Source organism: Serratia sp. YC16, from assembly GCF_009707615.1.
Taxonomy (GTDB): domain Bacteria; phylum Pseudomonadota; class Gammaproteobacteria; order Enterobacterales; family Enterobacteriaceae; genus Serratia; species Serratia surfactantfaciens.
The window spans coordinates 342,461-362,257 of the sequence record NZ_WLYN01000002.1 but is presented as its reverse complement, the minus strand read 5'-3'; the positions used below and the strand labels follow the sequence as shown (position 1 = coordinate 362,257).

Annotated in this window: 13 protein-coding genes; 1 reads left to right on the top strand and 12 read right to left on the bottom strand. The window is 44.6% G+C overall.

What is annotated here, in order from left to right; all coding sequences use genetic code 11:
* Nucleotide 1 precedes the first annotated feature (1 nt).
* The 9 genes from GKN89_RS09135 to GKN89_RS09095 form a co-directional block, all read right to left on the bottom strand.
* Complete coding sequence (locus GKN89_RS09135; protein WP_154746828.1) at nt 2-1,426, bottom strand: mannose-1-phosphate guanylyltransferase/mannose-6-phosphate isomerase; 1,425 nt, start codon at nt 1,424-1,426, stop codon at nt 2-4.
* A 274-nt stretch (nt 1,427-1,700) separates the two neighbouring features.
* Nucleotides 1,701-3,077, bottom strand: coding sequence for a TolC family outer membrane protein (locus GKN89_RS09130; protein WP_154746827.1), 1,377 nt, complete (start codon nt 3,075-3,077; stop codon nt 1,701-1,703).
* A gap of 2 nt (nt 3,078-3,079) precedes the next feature.
* On the bottom strand, nt 3,080-4,411 hold the full coding sequence (locus tag GKN89_RS09125; protein ID WP_154746826.1) for an HlyD family type I secretion periplasmic adaptor subunit: 1,332 nt from the start codon (nt 4,409-4,411) through the stop codon (nt 3,080-3,082).
* Between the two features lie 54 nt (nt 4,412-4,465).
* Nucleotides 4,466-6,232: a type I secretion system permease/ATPase gene (locus GKN89_RS09120; protein ID WP_063919074.1), complete on the bottom strand. Its 1,767-nt coding sequence runs from the start codon at nt 6,230-6,232 to the stop codon at nt 4,466-4,468.
* Nucleotides 6,233-6,612: 380 nt separating this feature from the next.
* Nucleotides 6,613-9,603, bottom strand: coding sequence for a DUF4214 domain-containing protein (locus tag GKN89_RS09115; protein WP_154746825.1), 2,991 nt, complete (start codon nt 9,601-9,603; stop codon nt 6,613-6,615).
* A gap of 487 nt (nt 9,604-10,090) precedes the next feature.
* Entirely contained in the window at nt 10,091-11,527 is a 1,437-nt protein-coding gene (locus GKN89_RS09110) for an MOP flippase family protein (protein ID WP_019454393.1), read from the bottom strand.
* A 65-nt stretch (nt 11,528-11,592) separates the two neighbouring features.
* Nucleotides 11,593-12,426, bottom strand: a complete 834-nt coding sequence (locus GKN89_RS09105) for a glycosyltransferase (protein WP_154746824.1) — start codon at nt 12,424-12,426, stop codon at nt 11,593-11,595.
* A 29-nt stretch (nt 12,427-12,455) separates the two neighbouring features.
* Nucleotides 12,456-13,610, bottom strand: a complete 1,155-nt coding sequence (locus GKN89_RS09100; RefSeq protein WP_019454395.1) for a glycosyltransferase family 4 protein — start codon at nt 13,608-13,610, stop codon at nt 12,456-12,458.
* 46 nt (nt 13,611-13,656) lie between these two features.
* On the bottom strand, nt 13,657-14,691 hold the full coding sequence (locus GKN89_RS09095; protein WP_370520186.1) for a glycosyltransferase family 4 protein: 1,035 nt from the start codon (nt 14,689-14,691) through the stop codon (nt 13,657-13,659).
* A 301-nt stretch (nt 14,692-14,992) separates the two neighbouring features.
* Between GKN89_RS09095 and GKN89_RS09090 the strand changes: the two genes are divergently transcribed.
* The gene (locus tag GKN89_RS09090; RefSeq protein WP_071532832.1) at nt 14,993-16,177 is read left to right on the top strand and encodes a cellulase family glycosylhydrolase; all 1,185 of its coding nucleotides are present in this window, start codon (nt 14,993-14,995) and stop codon (nt 16,175-16,177) included.
* Between the two features lie 53 nt (nt 16,178-16,230).
* Here the strand turns inward: GKN89_RS09090 and GKN89_RS09085 are convergent, their stop codons facing one another.
* The 3 genes from GKN89_RS09085 to GKN89_RS09075 are packed head-to-tail and all read right to left on the bottom strand — an operon-like array spanning nt 16,231 to nt 19,726.
* Nucleotides 16,231-17,223, bottom strand: coding sequence for a glycosyltransferase family 1 protein (locus tag GKN89_RS09085; protein ID WP_154746822.1), 993 nt, complete (start codon nt 17,221-17,223; stop codon nt 16,231-16,233).
* Nucleotides 17,224-17,262: 39 nt separating this feature from the next.
* Nucleotides 17,263-18,477, bottom strand: a complete 1,215-nt coding sequence (locus GKN89_RS09080) for a glycosyltransferase family 4 protein (protein WP_154746821.1) — start codon at nt 18,475-18,477, stop codon at nt 17,263-17,265.
* Between the two features lie 46 nt (nt 18,478-18,523).
* A complete protein-coding gene (locus GKN89_RS09075) occupies nt 18,524-19,726 on the bottom strand; it encodes an EpsG family protein (RefSeq protein ID WP_019454398.1) in 1,203 nt (400 codons plus the stop codon).
* Nucleotides 19,727-19,797 lie beyond the last annotated feature (71 nt).

The window sequence follows — 19,797 nt, the reverse complement described above, 5'->3', positions numbered from 1 at the left end:
TTTAAACTCTGCCATAGCGATCTTGTAAGCGTTCAATATCATCTTCTTCCAAATAGCGGCCCGATCTGACCTCAATCATTTCCAAATCGATTTTTCCGGGGTTTTCCAACGTATGGACACTGCCCGCAGGAATAAAAGTGGACTGATTTTCCGATAAGAAGAACTCTTTATCATCAACGTTAACTTTTGCTGTCCCGCTCACGACCACCCAATGTTCAGCACGGTGGAGATGACGTTGTACTGACAAACCTTCACCTGGTCGAACAATGATCTTTTTCACTTGGAAATGCGGGCCGCTGTCGATGTCGCAAATTTTTCCCCAGGGGCGATAAGAAGCTGAATGCTGGCGGAAATGATGAAGATTACGCTTTTTAAGCTCATCAACGACTTTCTTAACATCCTGCACTTTGTCTTTGTGAGCGATCAGCAGAGCATCACTGGTGTTGACCACAACAAGGTTTTCCAACCCGATGGTCGCCACCAGCGCGGACTCAGAGGAAATGTAGTTATCATTGGAATCGATCGAGATAATTTCACCCACGTTGACATTACCCAAATGATCCTTCTTTGACACCTCCCACAACGAGGACCAGGAGCCGACGTCGCTCCAGCCCGCATCGATAGGAATCACCACCGCATCATGCGTCTTTTCCATCACCGCATAGTCGATGGAGTCACTCGGACAATGTTTGAAGATGTCTTGCTCAACCCGGATAAAATTCATGTCGCGCTGACTGTTGATCACAGACTGCTGCGTTGTGCTGAAAATTTCGGGGCTGAACTGCCGCAGTTCCTGCAGAAACTTGGCTGTCTTGAACATAAACATGCCGCTGTTCCAGCTGTAATCACCGCTGGCGAGATATTCGATTGCTTTCTCCAAACGAGGCTTTTCAACGAACGAATCAACTTTGAAACACGCATCGGAAAGGTGTTCGCCACGCTTAATGTAGCCGTAGCCTGTTTCAGGATGCTCAGGAATAATGCCAAACGTGACCAGTTGATTGTTGTCTGCAAACGAGATAGCTGTCTGGATAGCCGCGTGAAAATTATCTACTTTGGTGATCAGATGGTCTGCTGCCAACACCAGAAGCATACTGCCTTCGTCTTCCTCAGCAGCAAGATGAGCGGCTAACGCCACTGCCGGTGCGGTATTACGCCCTACGGGCTCTAAAATAATATTGGTCGCTAATTGTCCAATTTCACGTAATTGCTCGGCAACTAAAAAACGATGTTCCTCGTTGCAGATGACCAAAGGGGCGGCAACTTCAATACCTGCCAGGCCCGATAAACGCTGTAACGTCTGTTGCAGCAGGCTTACGCCACTGTCATCAATAGACAAAAACTGTTTAGGAAACGATTCTCGCGACATCGGCCATAGACGACTCCCAGTACCGCCGGCCATAACCACAGGAATTAGTTTGGACATTATCTACCCTTTACTCAGCCATCGTTCTTATAAGGACAACACCACACATCAGCAGCATCATTCTAAAGTTCGTGCGTTAATTAACCAGTTATTGCATTTTACGCAAAGTATGCATCCCCCTAACTTACCGTTCCTTAAAAGAAATTTATGTATAGAAATAAATCAGGCAAATATAAATACTAGAGGAAGCACCGGTCGATAACATAACGTATTAACGCAAAAAAGAGCAGCACAGTGCTGCTCTTTCAGATTAATGCTCATAGTGAATATGTTGTTAGCGACTGCGGGCGAAATACTGCGCCACACGCAGCACATCCTTCTCGTCCAGCGTACCGGAGTCGCTCAGCAGGGTAATCCAGGACTTGATGTAGGTGTACTTGGCAGAAGCCAGATCGCGCTGGGCGCTATAGAGCTGCTGTTCGGCGTTGAGCACATCGACGTTGACGCGCTGCCCCGCCAATACGCTCTGCCGGGTCGCCGTCACCTGGGTGGTCGCCGACTTCACCGCCAGCTCGTAGGCCGCCAGCTTGGCGCGGCTACTGATGCACAGGTTGAACTGCTTGCGCAGATCGTTCAGCGTCGAACCCACTTGCGTGTCCATTTCGGCCATCGCCTGGCCGTAGCGTGCCGCCGCCTGCCGCGTTGAGGCCGCCACGCCGCCGCCGGAGTAAATCGGCAGACTCACCTGTACCCCGATGCTGTCGGTGCGGTATTTCTGGTTAACCGTGTTGTCGCTGCTGGAATCGTTCTCCGAATGCGACGCATAGAGTTGCACATTCGGCATAAAGCCAGCGCGGTTTCTCTCTACTTCGTATTTCGCCGCATCGACGCCGTGGCGCGAGGCGGCCAATAGTGGGTTATTCTCCAGAGCTATCTTTTGCCACTCATCGAACTTCGACGGGATCAGCGGCGCCACCTGGAATTTGCCCGGCCGCAAGACCTGCAGCTCATCCAGTTGATTCAGCGGTACCCCGATGATGACTTCCAACTCACGCTGCGCGGCATCCAACGCGTCGCGCGCTTCGATCACCTGCGCTTCAGCCAGGCTGTAGCGCGCCTGCGTTTCGGAAACGTCGGTCAACGTCCCCTCACCCGCGCTCATCAGCCGATCGTTCAACGCCAGCTGCTCTTTATAGGCCGCTTTTTGCGCCTCGGCCAAGGCAATCTGATCTTTGGAATAGGCCACTTCGACATAGGCATTGACCACCCTCACTGCCAGATCGAGCAGTTTGCCGCGATAGCGTTCGTCCGACATCAGCGTCTGCGCCACGCCGCCTTTATAGCGCGCATAGGCTTCGTAATCGAACAGCGGCTGCGTCAACGTCACCGAGCTGGAATAGCTGCGGTACTGCTGACGCCGCGTCGCTTCCGTAATGTTGCCAAAGAAGTCGCTCTGCGGGTACTTCTGCGTTTGCCAGTTGCGCGGCGAATTCTGGTAGTTCAGCGATACCTTCGGCAGCAACCCGGCCCTGCCGATATTTTCGTTTTCATCTCCCGCTTCTTTCTCTTTTATAGCCGCCCGGAAGGTCGGGTCCTTTTCTAATGCCAGCGAATATGCGTCTAAAATCCCTATCGAATAAACCGGCGCAGACATCGCAAACAATAGGGTGCCGATAACCAGACCGGCAGCCTGTCGTTTTGATTGAATCAAAATTATTCCTCGGTTAATGAAGTATGAGCGCGATCCAAAATAGGTTTAAACAGATAGCTCAGCAGCGAGCGCGACCCCGTTTTCACGAACACCTCCACCGGCATCCCCGGCTTGATGTCCTCACCGCTGAGCATTTTCATGCCCTCCGGCGAGACCGTGACCTGCATCTGGTAGTAAGGTTCACCATTGGTTTTGTCGACCAGACGGTCGGCGGAAACCAAGGTGACCGTTCCCGGAATTTTCGGGGTTTTATTTTGGTTGAAGGCGGTAAACATCAGATCCACCGGCAACCCGTTGTACACCTTGTCGATCAGGTCGACTTTCAGGCGAGAATCCACCACCAATGTCGCCTGACTGGGTACCACGTCCATCAGGTGGTCCCCCGCTCCCACGACGCCCCCCTGAGTGAAGATATTCAATCCGACCACGGTGCCGTCCACCGGTGAGGTGATGGCGGTGTTGCCCAGATCGAAATCGGCCATTTGCAGCTTGTTACGGAACTCGCTGGCGTCCATTTGGGTTTGCGCCAGCTGCGTTCTGACCTCGCGCTGATAGTCGGCGAAACGCTGATCGATACGCTGTTGAGATTCCTGCAGCTGCTTTTGCAATTGGCCAATTCGTCCGACGGTTTCATCGATGCTGCTGTTCACCTCGGCGAACTGGCGCTGAATTTCCAGATAGCGGTTACGCGGCAGGTAACCGTCCGCCGCCAGTTGTTTCATGCTGTTCATCTGCTCACGCAGGCTGGAGAGTTGGATCTGCTTGTTGGCGCGCGAATCCTGCAGGCCTTTCAACTGGAAACGGATCCCGTCCATCGACTGCTTGTAACCGTCAATTTCACTCTGCAGCCCCTGGCGGCGGGAGGCGAACAGCTGCGTCTGCAGCGCGATGATCTCCGCGACGCGTGGCTGATCCTTGATCTTGGTGAAGATGGGGGAGAAAGTGACCGTGCTCAGACCATCCCGTTCAGCGAGCAAACGCCCTTCGGTCGCCAGCGTGGTGTAGTACTGATCGCGCAGGGAATCGACCTGCGCCTGCGCCTGAACCTGGCTCAACTGCACCAGGACTTCGCCGGCTTTCACCTTATCGCCATCTTTCACCACGATATTTTTGATGATGCCACTGGCCGGTGCCTGCACCGTTTTACGGTTGCCGGAAACGGTTACCGATCCCGGCGAAGCGACCCCTTTATCCAGAGGCGCAAACGCCGCCCAGGCTAAGAAGCCGAACACGCCCACTCCCAGCGCCAACCACCCGAGGCGGGTATAACGACGCTCATCCAGCGGGATCTGTTCTGAGTACGAGTCATTCGGCTCGCCAATATGCGTAGACATACCAACTCCTTTGACTGTCGGCGACGCAACGGCGCCGCCAGACAAGTTCACGGCTTAATTAATTTGAGTTTTAGGAATATCGCCTTCATCCGGCTCGGAGTTCACCGCGCGCACCGCCTGCGGAGGCACCTGCGCTTTTTGCGCATTTGCCAACGCCTGCAGTACTTGCTGCGTAGGGCCAAACGCATTGACGTTCCCGTTAACCAACAGCAACAGCTTATTGGTCATCGCCAGCAGATTGGTACGGTGAGTAATCAGAATCACCGTCTTATTCCGCTGTTTAAGGAACGTAATGGCCTGGTTCAACGCCCGCTCGCCGGCATCGTCCAGATTGGAGTTGGGTTCATCCAGCACGATAAGAGAAGGATCGCCATACAGCGCGCGCGCCAAACCGATACGCTGTTTCTGACCACCGGAAAGCCCGGCACCACCGCTGCCGATCACCGAATCATAGCCATTAGGGAAGCGCAGAATCAGCTCATGCACCCCGGCCAACTTGGCGGCCTCGATCACTTTCTCCGAGTCCAGTTCGTTGAAGCGGGCGATGTTCTCTGCGATGCTGCCGGCGAACAGTTCAATATCCTGCGGCAGATAACCGATGAAAGGCCCCAGTTCGTCCTTGTTCCACTGATAGATATCGGCGTTGTCGAGCCGCACAATGCCTTCGCTGACTGGCCAGATACCGACCAACAGGCGCGCCAGCGTTGACTTGCCTGAGGCGCTTGGCCCAATAATCCCCAGCACGTCTCCCGGCTGAATGGCAAAGCTGACGTTATGCAACACCGCGCTTCCCTTCGAACCGGGCGGCGTCGCAGTCACCCCTTCAACAGAGATCACCCCTTCCGGACGCGGCAACGACATGCCGGTACCGCGCGGAGGATGCTGATCCAGCAAGCGTACCAGGCGCTGGTATGCCAGCTTGGCGGAACTCCAACTTTTCCAAACGTTGATCACCTGCTCGATCGGCGCCAGCGTGCGTCCCATCAAAATGGAACCGGCGATCATCATGCCCGGCGTAATGTGCCCATCGATCGCCAGCCAGCCCCCAAGCCCCAAAACCAACGACTGGAGCGACAGACGCACAAACTTGGTGATCGACGTCACCCGCGACGCCCGCTCGCTGGCGATGCGTTGGCTGTTCAGGAAGCGCTGATGCAGACCGAACCAGCGTCCTTTCAGATTAGGCAACATGCCCAGCGCTTCGATCACTTCGGCATTGCGCAGGTTGGTGCTGGCCAGACTGCTGGACATAATAGAAAGGCGGCTGGCATCCGCCAACGGCTTCTTCGACACCACTTCGTTGATCACCGCCAGGGCGATCAACAGCAAGGAACCCACCAGGGCGAACAACCCCAGCCAAGGGTTAAACAGGAAAATCACCAGCAGATAGATCGGGAACCAGGGCGCATCGAAGAAGGCAAATAGCGCGCTTCCGGTCAAAAACTGGCGCACGTTGGTCAGATCGCTCAACATCTGGCCGGCATCGGAAGAGCCGTTCTTTAGATTCGCCTCGTAAGCCGCCGTATAGATGCGCGTATTGAGGCGCATATCCAGCTGGCTGCCGATGCGGATCACCACCATGCTGCGCACGTATTCAAGCAAGGACATCATGCCAAACATACCCAGCATGATCAGCGTCAGCATTAACAGCGTGATTTCATTACGCGAAGGGAGCACCCGGTCATAAACCTGGAGCATGTAAATGGAAGGAACCAGCATTAACAGGTTAATAAACGCCGTGAAAATACCAACGGTCCAGAAGACTTTACTGCGCGTCCGTATAACATCCGCAATTTCGTTGCGCGGGATAAATTGATTCACGTTCTGCCCTTACATCATGTGCACTGTCAGTCCAATCCGCATTGACCCCTCCCCTAAAGAAATTCCTAAAAAAGAATTTACCCCGGAAAGACTCACCCCAAAAAAATGCCCGAGACTGCAGATACTTTCGTTAACTATAGGTTGAGAAAGTGAAAATCGGCAAGGTTGGCCATAAAAAAAAAGACGGTCACAAAGATGAAATAAACCATGACAAAACAATGAGATACAGGAGAGCAAAAATAAGAGAGGAAGATAACGAAATGGAATAACTTAGAGAGGATGATGCCGCTCACAAAATTAAACATGCGGGGGGTTACGCCCCCGCATTATTTAATTCCCAATAGTCCCATGGGGAATTATTGGTTATTGCAACTTTACCCTTAGGCGTAGTGCAGAGTATCCACCAATTGCTGGTGGTTCTGGCCAGTCAGGTAAATAACCGTGTCGTTGGCATCCAGCGTGTGGTTATTGTTGTTATCAATAATCACATAGGAGTCAGCATTGTTACCGGTACCGCTGAACACCACCGAAGCCACGCCCACCTTCGCCGTCAGCGAGTTTGGATTGCTCAGGCCCAGGATGCCGCCCAACAGGCCGACAACGCCGGTGGTCAGACCGCCAACCAACGAGCCCAACAGTGCATCCAACGTATCTGAAGCGCGAGTACCGTAATCCGCCACCGCAGTACCGGTATTGGACAGGGTCAGCCCGGAAGCAGCATCAACGATCTTGTCCTTCGCGGTGCTGAAGTCGGTGATGGTGACCCCCGCCTGCGTGTTACTGGATTTCAGATCGTAGATATTCGCCCCGGCACCGCCGGTCAACGTGGTGTTGCCCAGTACGTTGAAGCTGTCGGCTGTCGACGTCCCTTCAACCGTCAGTTGATAACCGTTCAGGCCCAAGGTGTTCAACAACGGGGTCAGCAACGCGGTGGTAACCGCGCTCAATGGCAAGGCGTTCAACAGCTGCACGATGATACCGTCACCAGTACCCGCATGGCTTGAATCCAGGTTCAAACCGCCGGTATTGGTCGAAGCGTTAACATCACGCACGTTACTGAAACCGCTGCCCAGCGTCAGATTCAACGCATGATCGCCGGTCACATTAACAGTCTGAACCTGCGCATTGGTGCCGGCCAGAGACAGAATGTTGTTGAACGAACCCGTACCGCCGGAAGCCACGTTCACCGTTGTCAGCGCAGTGCCCAACAGGGCGCTGCTGCTGCTGTTCAGGCTGATGGCGCCGGCATTCACGTTGGCCGAACTCACCGCATCGAAGTTGATGTTGAAGTGATCCGTGGCGTTCTGCACGAAGGTGAAGTTCAGCGTACTGGCGGAGGTCGCGTCCCCTTTCACTTCCAGCTGCGCGGCGTTGCCGCCGGCGGCGTTGATGACGTTGACGTTAGCCAGCCCGGAAATCACGAAGCCTTGCGCCCCCAGGTTGGTCGCTGCCGCGTTTTGGGTAACCGTACCGCCGGTAGTGCCTTCCACCGTGGACGTGCCGTTGGTCAGGCCGAAGTCGAAGGTGTTGGTTGGCGTAGTGACGGTAGTGGTAGTCGGCGAACCAATCAGCGGTGTCGTAATCAGCGTACCGACAGACTTACCGATGTAGCCGGTCAGATCAATCTGCTCGAAGTTCGAGAAGTTGTTGGCGTTGCTGGTCACCGTACTGGTGCGCACGCCCAGGGCGTTCTGGTTGGTTACTACGGTCTTGGTGATGAAGTTGGCAGAGATAGAATCGGTGCCGGTACCGCCGTCTGCCTTGACGGTATTGGCAACGGTGTTCGCCCCGCCGGCAACCCCATTACCCGCCCAGTGCAAGCTGTCGTTGCCGGCGCCGAGGTTAAACTGTGCGGTACCGGTCGCGATGTTAGCCGTCGAAGTCACGACCACGTTATCTGCACCCGAACTGGCGTTCAGAATGACGTTGCCGTTGTTGACGGTGACAGCAACCCCAGGGTTGACGCCGTTGTCAGACAGGTTGACCGTTGCAGCGCTGGTGCCGTTAATGGTCAGGTTAGCCAGATGATCGGCGAACTTCAGGTTGACCAGGCTGGCGGCGTTGGCGTTCAATACCGCATTAGCAAGTACAGCTGTTTCTGCATTGCTCAGGGTATGACTAGCCCCCGTATTTACAGTACCAGTAGCATTCCCGCCCCCAGATGTGACAGAAAGCGTGGCCGCTGTTTTGTAGAGTAAGCTGCTACCAATATCATATTCGAAAGCATGCTGCTGAGTAACAGTCGCATTATCGGTTGCTACAGATGTGCGGAGATCATTAATAATTGCACTGACGATTAAAGATTTGTTTGCCAGTCCGCTGTATTGAGCCAACTGAGCTGCGGTCGCAGCCGTGCCATGAACAGCTGTATATACATGTTGAACAAAGTCGTTACCGGTGAGCTGGGCTCCCTTACGCTGAAACTCGGAAGAGGCTAAAAGCGTACTGATTAAACTATTAAAGGTTTGGCCCGCTGCAAGGCTTTTCGAATAAGGATCAACACCAGATGCATCAATATTTCTACCTGGAACAGCTAAGTAAATCGAAGAAACTTGTTCCTGATAAGACAATCCAGCAAGTTGCCCAGGGTTATATACTGTCAGCGCACCATTAAAGTGGGCCTGAGCAGCCGCGTCGGAAGAAGCAACGGTCCCTTTCAATGAAGCAATCACCTCCAGGGCAACCTGAGCTCTTGTTGTACCTGAAGATAACTCACTCAAATACTGATTTAATTCAGTCTGAGTCGGCGAGCGCTGATAACCATTAGTGAAAAGGCGTGCAACAAAGTCACTATTGCTGATTCCGGACAGATACGTTCTTGAACTTATTATTGCAGCAGCTACATCAGAAACAGTTTGAGCGCCAGAAGCAATAGCCGCACCATATGTATTTAAAGCATCGGTGGTTGTTCCCATGCCAAAAACGTAGAAAAGCCCTTGAACATCAGCAGCCCCAGGAGCCGCGGCAGCATTTACAGAAGGATAAAGAATAGTATTAATGGTATTCGTAAAAGAATCTTGCGCGGCAAGTTGAGTAGCATCAAAACCACTGTAGTTCAAAACATTATTAATAACAGAAGACAAGATAACAGGGAGAGAACCTAGCGAAAGGAGGCTTGATAATTCAGCGGCAGAAGGCGCCTGCCCATAAACAGTAGTATAGATAGCCTGAACAACGTCTGACGTTGATTTACCTTGATATAAGGCTACTCCTTGTGAAGAAGAAAGCAGATTCTGAACATATGCGCTGCTAGAAAGAGTACCACTCTCAAACTGCGCCCCAACTTGATCAAAAGCAGAAATAGTCGCTTTAGTTCCCAATACGGCATAAAGAATAGCTGCGGCTTGTTGCTGATAAGCTAACCCCGACATAGAATCCCCCTGCGAGATATAGGTAAAACTGTTAAGAAGCCATAAAATAAACAAAAAGAGGTGCCACAAAAGATGAAATGGCAACCAAAGTCAGTACAGTTCATAGTTTTAGCATTGTCAATGCGAGCAAAAAGAAATTAAAATACCTATAACATACAACAAGTTAAGCGCAGCCCGAGAAAATAAAAATCAAAATAATTTCTATTGAAAAAGTTTAATTAGCAACAGTATCAAGGAGGAAAAAGCAAAAAAACAATTTGATTCAAAGAGATAGACGGGTAGTGTTTTTAAAAAACATGAGGAAAACGCGGGGATATTGAGGCGTATAGGATTTTTCACCTAAATACAACTTTTTCGAGGAGATGAAGATATGATACCGGATATAACAGAGTGACTAAAGCAGGAATGAAAAGTGGTGTTTATAATAAACTTTTATGTAAAAATACAAACACCACGGTATCCCTTACAAAAAACCGAAAGATTACAATTAGTTAAGAATTTTCATCTTCCTGGTTTTGTACCAATTTGACACAAGCTTCCATTCAAAAATAAGAATTGAAACACAGTAAAGCAGCATACCTAAAACCACTTTGAGAATTAGTCCGGCTATACCTTCCATGGAAAAAGCGTCAATATAATCAGATATAATCAGCAAAAGTATTGCCATCACCGCAGCAGCCAACAGAGGACGAATGATCACGGAAAGAAAAGAAATAAAGCCTCCTCCAATTTCCTTTACCGCCAAATACATATTCGGCACAAACATAAAAACGTTTGCGATAAGATAAAGTTTTATGAGGAAAGCAATACTAAATAGACCACCTACAACGAATGCCCCGACCTGCAGAATAGAGTTATACAAGGAAATCTTTAGAAGGAGATCCGTCCTCGCTCGAGACATGAAGACCGATCCCGTAGTACTTACCATAGACTGCATTATAGCGACCGGAGCCAACCAAATTAACATATCAGCTACCATGGTCCATTGTGCCCCAAAAACAACGAGCACAAAGTCATGGCTTACTACTGCCATCCCCAGCATCAATGGCGGAATAACAATAGCTATCGTTTTAATTACTTTAAAATAAGTTGCAACGGCCTCAGTATTATTTCCCTGTAGCCGGCTTAATACAGGATAAAGAGAACGCGTTAATACAAACGTTATATTCTGTATTGGAAATAGCATTATCCTATATGCAAGAGAATACTGACCTAACACAGCTGAACTGAAGGAACGACCGATAATTATTTGATCTGAGTTTCGTGAAAAATAATTAATAAAATTAAAACCCACCAAATTAGAACTAAATCTGAAAATTGACCGAACATCATCAAATTTGAATCTAAGCTTAGGCAACCATCCAGAATAGAACCAAAAGCCTAACGCACTTATTATCGCATACAAGATAGTTTGAATAACTAAGCTGTAAACTCCAGCTCCATATATCACAAAGAAAACAGCCATAACAAGGGCTAATATCGAGGCAGTAATTTCAACCACTGCTGTCTTATTAAATTTTGATTCTCTCTCAAGTAAAGCAAGATGTACTGCTGTCATGCTATTAATAGGGAATGCAATTGCCACTATTTTCACTGTATTTGCCAGTTCCGGCTCTTTGAAGAAATTGGCTATAACACCAGAGAGTGAAAAAGCCACAATAAATAAAAAAACGCCTAGGAATAAGTTGAGGAAAAAGACACTACATTTAAGGCTATCGGTAAGCTCATCTCTTTGTATTATAGCCGCCGATGAACCCATATCCCGTAGAACATTTACGAAGTTGACAACAATCAGCGTCATCGACATCACGCCGATCTCGCCAGGGGTCAAAAACCTAGAGAAGATAACCATGCCTAAAAGCTGGCAAACGACTTTTATCAATTGAGAAATGGTAACCCATTTGACGTTATTAAATAACCCCATAAGGCCCTCTTGGATTACGAAAAAACCTATCAATGATGACAGGAATGAACTATAAAGATGATGAATTAATCAATCTTTCCTTTCATGGAAAAATAAGTATCAATCTTACGCATAACCTGATCATTGTTAGAGAGAGAAACGCCAAAATAACCAAAAATCAAGTTCTTAACCTTCACCATAAGTTTAGATAACCCTTTGGTTTTAAAAATGATATTATTTGTTTGGCTCAATGCATCACTAGAGTGCTGAATTTCCATGACATGTGCGAGGGCTTTAGGACAAGTAACAACCTTACTTCCCGAGAGTTCAAGTAATTTGCTAATCCAAAGATCATCAGTTCGTGGAGCGATATTAATAAATTCGCGATTATTTATGAAAGATTCATGTACATGTTCCTTTTTAAGAACACACCCTCCAACACCGGTAATAATAAAATCATTGGACAGCTCTCTTTCGGAAAGAGAGACTGCATATCGATTATAACTCTGGTATCGCCCAAAAAAATTCTTATTTTTAATTCTGACTCTGGCCGCAACAACAGCCTCACCGTTAAATTTGTTAAAAGCAGAAACTAATGTCTCTAGCCAATATCTACCATATACAACATCGTCATCAGCATAAACCAATATGTCATCTTGAGCACATTCTGCCAATGCAGGAAAAATCTTCCGATAGGGACCAGTATTTTCGACGTACTTAATATGAATAATTTTCTTTATATTGTTTAATTTGTCATACCATTCAGGGAGATTATCTATTCCACTATCAGCCATGTAGGCATCATTAGATATGTACAAATCAATTCGGTCGGGCAGCAACTCTTGATGAATGAGGGACCAAAGAGTAACCGCACATAAATCTAACCGTCCAGATGTTGTCGTTAAATTAACAACTAGCATAAAACCCTCAACTTAACATTCCGTGATAATTAATAAACGATTGTTTTTTCGTCTTTGAATAACTCATATTTTTCGTTTATATACTGCGCCATTTCTTGCTTGAACCTGGCTGAAGAAAATCTCATCGCATTGTTTCTGCAAGCGTCAGGAGAAACAGCATCAACATGATTTTCAAATTGCGAGACGGCATCTACAATCGCAGCAATAGTTTGCTCTCTAAAGAAGAAACCTGTGGCATTATCAATGCCATAAGGTCGTACTGTCTCTAGCGAACCACCTTTCCCAAAAGCGATCACAGGCGTACCACATGCCTGTGCCTCAACAGGCGTGATACCGAAATCTTCTTCAGCGGCGAACACAAATGCCTTCGCATTTTGCATATGTTCTTTCATAACATCGTTACTTTGATAACCAAGAATTTCGATGTTCCCACTCGCCTTAGACTTTATCTTTCTCATCTCTGAACCATCGCCAATGACAACTAATTTTTTGTCTGGCATATGACTAAAAGCCTCAACAATGAGATCCATTCTCTTATATGGCACCATACGAGAGGCTGTGAAATAATAGTTATCTTTTTTAGATACCAAAGAAAAACGCTCCACATCTACCGGCGGATATATTACATCAGCCTGACGGCCATAGACTTTTTTTACTCTTCTTGCAATAAATTGAGAATTAGCAACAAAATGGTCAACTCCGTTTGCAGTTCGATAGTCCCACATTCTAATTTTGTGAAGTAAGAAACGGGCCACCATGCTCTTAAGCCCTTTCCTCATACCTGACTCGTTCAAATATTGATGCTGCAGATCCCAAGCATAACGAATTGGAGAATGCACATAGCTAATATGCAATTGATCAGGACCAGTAAGCACTCCCTTTGAGACTGCATGGCTGCTAGACAGTATTACATCATGCTTAGAAACATCTAACTGCTCAATAGCAAGTGGCATAAGTGGAAGATAGGTTTGATACTTTTTCTGCGCGAACGGTAAGTTTTGGATAAACGTAGTTATGGCTTTTTTATTCTTAAAAAGCTCTCGTGATTTATCAGAGAGAAAATCAACAACAGAATAGAGCTCTGATTCAGGAAAAATATCAATAAACTCTGAAATAACCTTCTCAGCACCGGCATAACTGACCAACCAATCAGCAACAATACCGACATTTAAATCCTTTGACATAACAAACCCTTAAACCCAGTAATTAAACTTCAATTAAAAAACAGTATTAATAAATTTCTTCAATATTATTCACAAGATCAATAACTTTACGAGCAGATTGTTCCCAAGAAAATCTACGTACATTCTCAAGGCCTAGTGAAATCAATGAACTACGTAAATCCGGATTTTCAATAATTCTCACCATTGCATCACTAATATCCACACAGCTGTCGGGATTAAAATATAATACGCTGTTACCAAGAACCTCAGGGATAGCAGCCTTGTTTGATGCGATAACAGGACAGCCAGACGCTTGAGCTTCTAGAGGTGGAATGCCAAACCCTTCATAAAAAGAAGGAAAAATAAAAGCCAGAGCATTCTGATAGAGTCCTGCGAGCTTCTTATCATCGACCCTACCAATAAACTCTACATTATTAGAGTATTTGTTCCGTTGGTACTTTGGTTTTGAAAAAACAGAGGAAGAGGCGCCGATAATTTTAAGCTTTATCATACTGCTGCAACTTACTCTCTCCATTGCACTCAAGAATGCGTCCAACATCCCATGGAAATTCTTATGATAATTAGGGGAAGAGACTGCCAATAAATATACTTCCTGATTATCATCACGCTCTAAACTTTGTTTTGGCTCAAACAAAGCATTGGCTGAATTATAGATAACAGATATTTTATTTAGCTCGGTTTTATATGCTTGATTTATTTCAGTCTTTGAAAACTCACTAACAGTAATAAGATGCCTTGACCTTTTCACCATTAAAGGAATTATCGATTTATAAAAAAAAACGAACGATTTTGAGTAGCTTCTAGGATACCTAAGATATGAAACATCATGATGAGTGACTATTTTATTTTCATAGAAAACAGGCCCAGTACTTCCTAAATTTAACAAAAGAGGGTTATCACGTTTTTTAAGGAAATTAGGTAACTCAATCTGCTCCCACAAGGGTCCCGAGAAACGGCCGATAATCTTAACATTCAATTTTTCTGCTGTGCCAAGCCTCAAAATCCCAGGAGGACATAAGAAACATATATCTTTCTTTAAACGAGAAAGTTCTAGAGAAATCATCTCTGCGAAACGCTGCACGCCAGTAACTTCTTGTGTTAAAAACCGAGCATTAACATATAGCATCGAACGGCCTCTGAAGCTTGGTAAGATTTACTATTGCCAACATCAATCAAAAAAAATCTTGACACATAAAGATAGCATTTTTACACGCAAATTGCTCTAACGCCAGGCGGAACATTAAATAACTAGAGAAAGTAATAATTTGTATTCGCTATTAATATTTACTTTGAAAATACTCTTCAGTGTCATTTGCCATGTTAGAGAGTGAATCATATACTCGTATTGCTATAACTAAATAGTAACACAATTGGAGCTAGTCATGAGAAAATCGTTGCTTCATGTAAACATCTTAACTGTGCTGGGATTAAGCCTTGCATGCAGTACTGCATACGCCTTCGAATTGGGTATCGGCGTCCATCCAGCAGGATTCAGTGCACCTACGGAAAACTATGTAAATCTAGCAAAACAGTATGGGTTTAACTCATTTAGAACCGACTTTAGCTGGAACAGCACCGAAAAAGAAAAAGGAATGTACTCAGTTCAGGGCCCACTTGAAAAAAGTAATGAGCTATTACAAATAATCAGCAAGGACAAGTCAACGACCGCGCTGCTTGTGCTGGATTACGGCAATGAGCTATATACTCCATCAGGCTATCCATCTTCTCAAGATCAGATCAATGCCTTCGCAAATTATGCTAACTGGGTTTCTCATCATTATAGAGGTAAAGTGAGATACTATGAAATATGGAATGAATGGCTGCAAGGAACAGGTGTAAAGAAAAATTCAATCCCACCAGAAGATCCTTTAGTCTACACGGCATTAGTTCGAGAAAGCTATAAAAGAATAAAGCAAAACGATCCTAACGCAATAGTCATGGTTGGCTCAATAAACCCTACCATACCAAAATATATGACATGGCTTGATGGACTAATTGACAATGGCATCTTGGATTATTCTGATGCGATCTCAGTCCATGCTTACTCAACAAGAATTTCGACCCCTGGAACTAAACCTCCGGAAAGAGGAATCGAAGAAATAGAAAAAGTTGAAAAACTTATTGTTAACAAAACTGGCAAGCCTAAAGATATATATATTAGTGAGAATGGCTACCCTACAATGTACAATGTCAAGGACTTATCTCAAGATGGTGTTGCGCAGAATATAATAAAATTCACAATGTTAGCCAGAAGTAAGCCTTATATAAAGGGACTTTGGTGGTATGATCTCATTGACGATGGCAGTAATAAGGATGAGCCAGAAAATAACTATGGCTTCTTCAGTACCACGAACACACCGAAAAAATCTGCTGTTTCAGTAAAAGAACTCGCAAGAGTTGTTAAAGATGATTCCTATCGCTTTACAGAAAGTGAAAGCAGCAAAGGAATTATAACCATATCAATAGTTTCACCTTCAAGCAAGCAAGCACAAATCTCTTGGAGAAAATATCATCCAATAGATGTTAACGAGTTCAATGATTTTTTGACAAACCTGAGCTCAATGTAAGTCAATATTCAAAGGGCCCTGCCTAAGCAGGGCCTTAATTTATTCTTCTCTAACTAAAGACGATTAATTGCATTCTCTATAATGCCACGCGTTTCTGACCATTGAAATTTCGCAGCCTGTTTATATCCTTTTTCCACCATTGAATCGCGAATGTCTGCATTATTGACAATTTTTTCAATTGCGCCAGTTATCTCATTTAAATCATTAGGATTAACTAACAAGGCGGCATCTTCTGAAACTTCTGGTAAAGAAGTCGTATTAGAAGTAATAACTGGTGTTCCACAAGCCATGGACTCAATAACAGGCAGCCCAAACCCCTCGTATAGAGAAGGAAAAAGTAAGCAAGTCGCCCCTTTGTACAAGGACGCTAATTCTTTATTTGTTACCTTACCAAGAAATTTTACTCTATCAGAAGCATTATTCTTGGCCAAAATATCAATCAACTTTGGTGATGAATCACCAGTCAGCAATAATTGATAATCAGAAGATATTTTTGCTTTTAAAAAAGCAAGTAATGCCATATCTTCATTCTTATGCTCCTTTCTATTCCCAACCATAAGAATATAAGGTGACGCATTTTTATACGCGACTGCATCTTTATTGAACTCATCTGATACGCCATTGCCAACGACAATAACTTTTTCTTCGCTGGTACCTGACCATTCAACAATTCTTTTCTTAGAAAACTTTGACACAGTAAAAACTATAAGTGCATTTTTACAAGCTCTTTTTAAAACGTAGTTATAGTAAACTCTTTTCAAAAAAGAACTGTTTGAATCTATATCAATATGATTCAGATCATGCACAGTAATAATAGAGCGACTTGCACATAAAATAGGTGCATTATATCCAGGCGAAAAATAATATTTATTTTTATTAATAAGTAAAAAAAACGTTAACTTCAGTACATCCAGTTTCCCTGCTGGATTTCCAGCCAGTTTTATTTCTTCCAATTTTAAATTACTTTTTTGCACTTCTTTAGCAAAACGGCCTATCCCATGTTCTCCGATCCATCTATTGTCAAAGATAAACTCTTTTTCTATCATATAATTTCACTCGCTAGTAACCAATACATTTTTAATACTCTACATTCTTTCAGCACTGTTTGATTTAATTGCATCATCATAGATCTTTACATATTCTCTCATAACATTTTCACTCGAAAACTTTTGTGAAAATAAAAATGAGTTTTCTGATAGCATGCTATATTCATGGTCACCCAGCATTAAAACATTCTGCAACAATGTAACTAGTGAGTGCTGATCATCGGCATCAAATACAAACCCAGTTTCGTTCTCAACAATGATTTCAGGAATCCCACCTCGACTACTACCTAAAACAGGAATGCCAAATGAATTAGCCTCAACAACCACTCGACCAAATGGTTCATGCCACAATGATGGAGTGATCAGATAGTCTATTTGAGGGAAAAAATCATTAATCTTGACTGTACCTATAAATTTAAAATTAACTTTTGAATATTTTTTTTCCAAAAATCTTAGGTATTCGTCATCACCCTTTCCGGCCACTAATAAATTTAGACCATCCCTGTCAAGTTTATCTAGTGCATTAAGTAGAAACTCAATTCCTTTATTTTCCTCTATTCTACCTAAATACCCGAAAGTGACCATGCCGCCGTCTTTATATTTTCTTTTATCCGGCCCTAAAGCTCTTGTTATGTCAATACTGTTATAGATAACTTCGGATATATCATTCCTGAAAAAATCGTTTTGAACATGTAGTTTTTTAATATACTGACTAATTCCCACAAACTTAGTAACTTTTCGAGATTCTCTTTTCTTGATGAAAGAAAAGGCCAATGAATCAATTGTTTTCGGTGAGTGATTTTCCCCTTTGCGAAATAATTTCGCATTCGGGTTCATCAGATAGTAATCTCTTGCGGTATGTACAATAGGAAAATTTCTTTCTTTTGCCCATTCCCACACAGCCACAGAAAATCCACAAAGATTATTGGTATGTACGACATCATAGGTTTCGTTGGCAAACCTATTTGTGATTACCTCCAACATTTTATTGTTATAGATGTCACGTATATGCCAAAACAGCTTAGTTAATCTTCCCTGTACGTCCCCCCACGGCCAATAAGAGTTCAGCAATGGCAACTTTACTACATCCACACCATTATAATTGACCTGTTCCACATCGTTGCCATCATGTAAGGTAACAACGGTAACTTCATCTCCATTGTTACTCAAACTCTCGGCGAGGAGCTGTACTGAGCGCTCTGCGCCACCAATTTGGTATGGGTAATAGAGCGTGTTAAATATGATAATTTTCATGTAAGCTAAATCCAGAACATCGTTTTATATTACAATTACAGCCACATTACTTCAGATAATATAAGAATGTATCGCCAACCCAAGGATAGCTAAACCAGAGGTTCATGAAGCTTCCATCGCCACTTTCAGGTGAGAAGTAAGGTCCAATCTTAAATATCCTATAAATACAATAGCCTATAAGAATAATTCTATAAATGCCCAATATTCTGTAGAAAGCCAAGAACATTAAATAGCCATTCATAAACGCTACCATCAATAACAATAACCTATGAGATATCACTGGAATAGGTGACAATACGAAATAAATAAACGTCCCATAGAAAAGCAGGCTTTTATATCTTTGATGCCCTGGAGCGAAATAGAAAAAACCGACAGAGCATGTTATGAACAGGTATTTTAAATACCCAAGCGTCATGTCACCAGAGTCTACATCCGAGTAAAAAAGTAATTTGTATGTTGCAGCACCTAACAATCCCTTAGCAATTATAATCCCTATTACAATGTTAAAGAATAACGAAATACATAATGCCGCACCAGCAATTAACCTCTTTCTCCTTGTATTCTCCCCCATTAACATAACAAACAAAGGAAATATAAATAGCGCTGTAATATGTGATATTGTAGCTAAAAATAGAAATACTGAAAGTAATAACCACTTTCTATCAAAGTAAAACGTTATTACGTAGAGCAAAAACACGCATGATATTGCCTGTCTCATGTTTTGCGTTGTTACCGCGAACACTAACAGAGCCAATGAAGAAGCTACGCACAAGGAGCGCTTATCTTCGCTAATACTTTTCAAGCCATACTTTTCAAGCCAGATGTAAAACATACCTAAACATAGTGCAGTAACTGCAGCCATAATTGGTACTGGCTGTGAAATCCCAAATACGTTATAAAGTATTTTAAAATACAAAGGCAAAAAAAACTCAATGCCGTTTGTAAATTGGTAATAGAATATAGTACTGCCGTGAGTAAGCATATTAAATACTGGGAAGTATATATTTGCAAAATCATCACGAATGGAGCCACTCGCAATATTCCGAGAGGCAAATACAAACATACTGCTATATAGTATTATGATTGAAATTAAAACCCTAAATGTCTTGTTACTCCCGAAGTTCAATGCCAAAAATATTATTGGGACGTAAAAGCCGAGTATAGGAGAGATAGCTGCAAGGAGTGAGAAAGAGACCAAGAAAAAGGCATAAAATAAGAATTCGAATCGTTTAAGATAACTTTCATTCATCATGCAGCCTTAAATTATTATTGCACATCATAGCAAAAATGAAAACACAACCTTATGGAGTAGTAATTAAG

Bases quoted from the DNA above. Each gene is read 5' to 3' on its own strand.
- GKN89_RS09135 (WP_154746828.1), bottom strand. From the start codon at position 1,426: ATGTCCAAACTAATTCCTGTGGTTATGGCCGGCGGTACTGGGAGTCGT.
- GKN89_RS09125 (WP_154746826.1), bottom strand. From the start codon at position 4,411: ATGTCTACGCATATTGGCGAGCCGAATGACTCGTACTCAGAACAGATC.
- GKN89_RS09115 (WP_154746825.1), bottom strand. From the start codon at position 9,603: ATGTCGGGGTTAGCTTATCAGCAACAAGCCGCAGCTATTCTTTATGCC.
- GKN89_RS09110 (WP_019454393.1), bottom strand. From the start codon at position 11,527: ATGGGGTTATTTAATAACGTCAAATGGGTTACCATTTCTCAATTGATA.
- GKN89_RS09105 (WP_154746824.1), bottom strand. From the start codon at position 12,426: ATGCTAGTTGTTAATTTAACGACAACATCTGGACGGTTAGATTTATGT.
- GKN89_RS09100 (WP_019454395.1), bottom strand. From the start codon at position 13,610: ATGTCAAAGGATTTAAATGTCGGTATTGTTGCTGATTGGTTGGTCAGT.
- GKN89_RS09090 (WP_071532832.1), top strand. From the start codon at position 14,993: ATGAGAAAATCGTTGCTTCATGTAAACATCTTAACTGTGCTGGGATTA.
- GKN89_RS09085 (WP_154746822.1), bottom strand. From the start codon at position 17,223: ATGATAGAAAAAGAGTTTATCTTTGACAATAGATGGATCGGAGAACAT.
- GKN89_RS09080 (WP_154746821.1), bottom strand. From the start codon at position 18,477: ATGAAAATTATCATATTTAACACGCTCTATTACCCATACCAAATTGGT.
- GKN89_RS09075 (WP_019454398.1), bottom strand. From the start codon at position 19,726: ATGAATGAAAGTTATCTTAAACGATTCGAATTCTTATTTTATGCCTTT.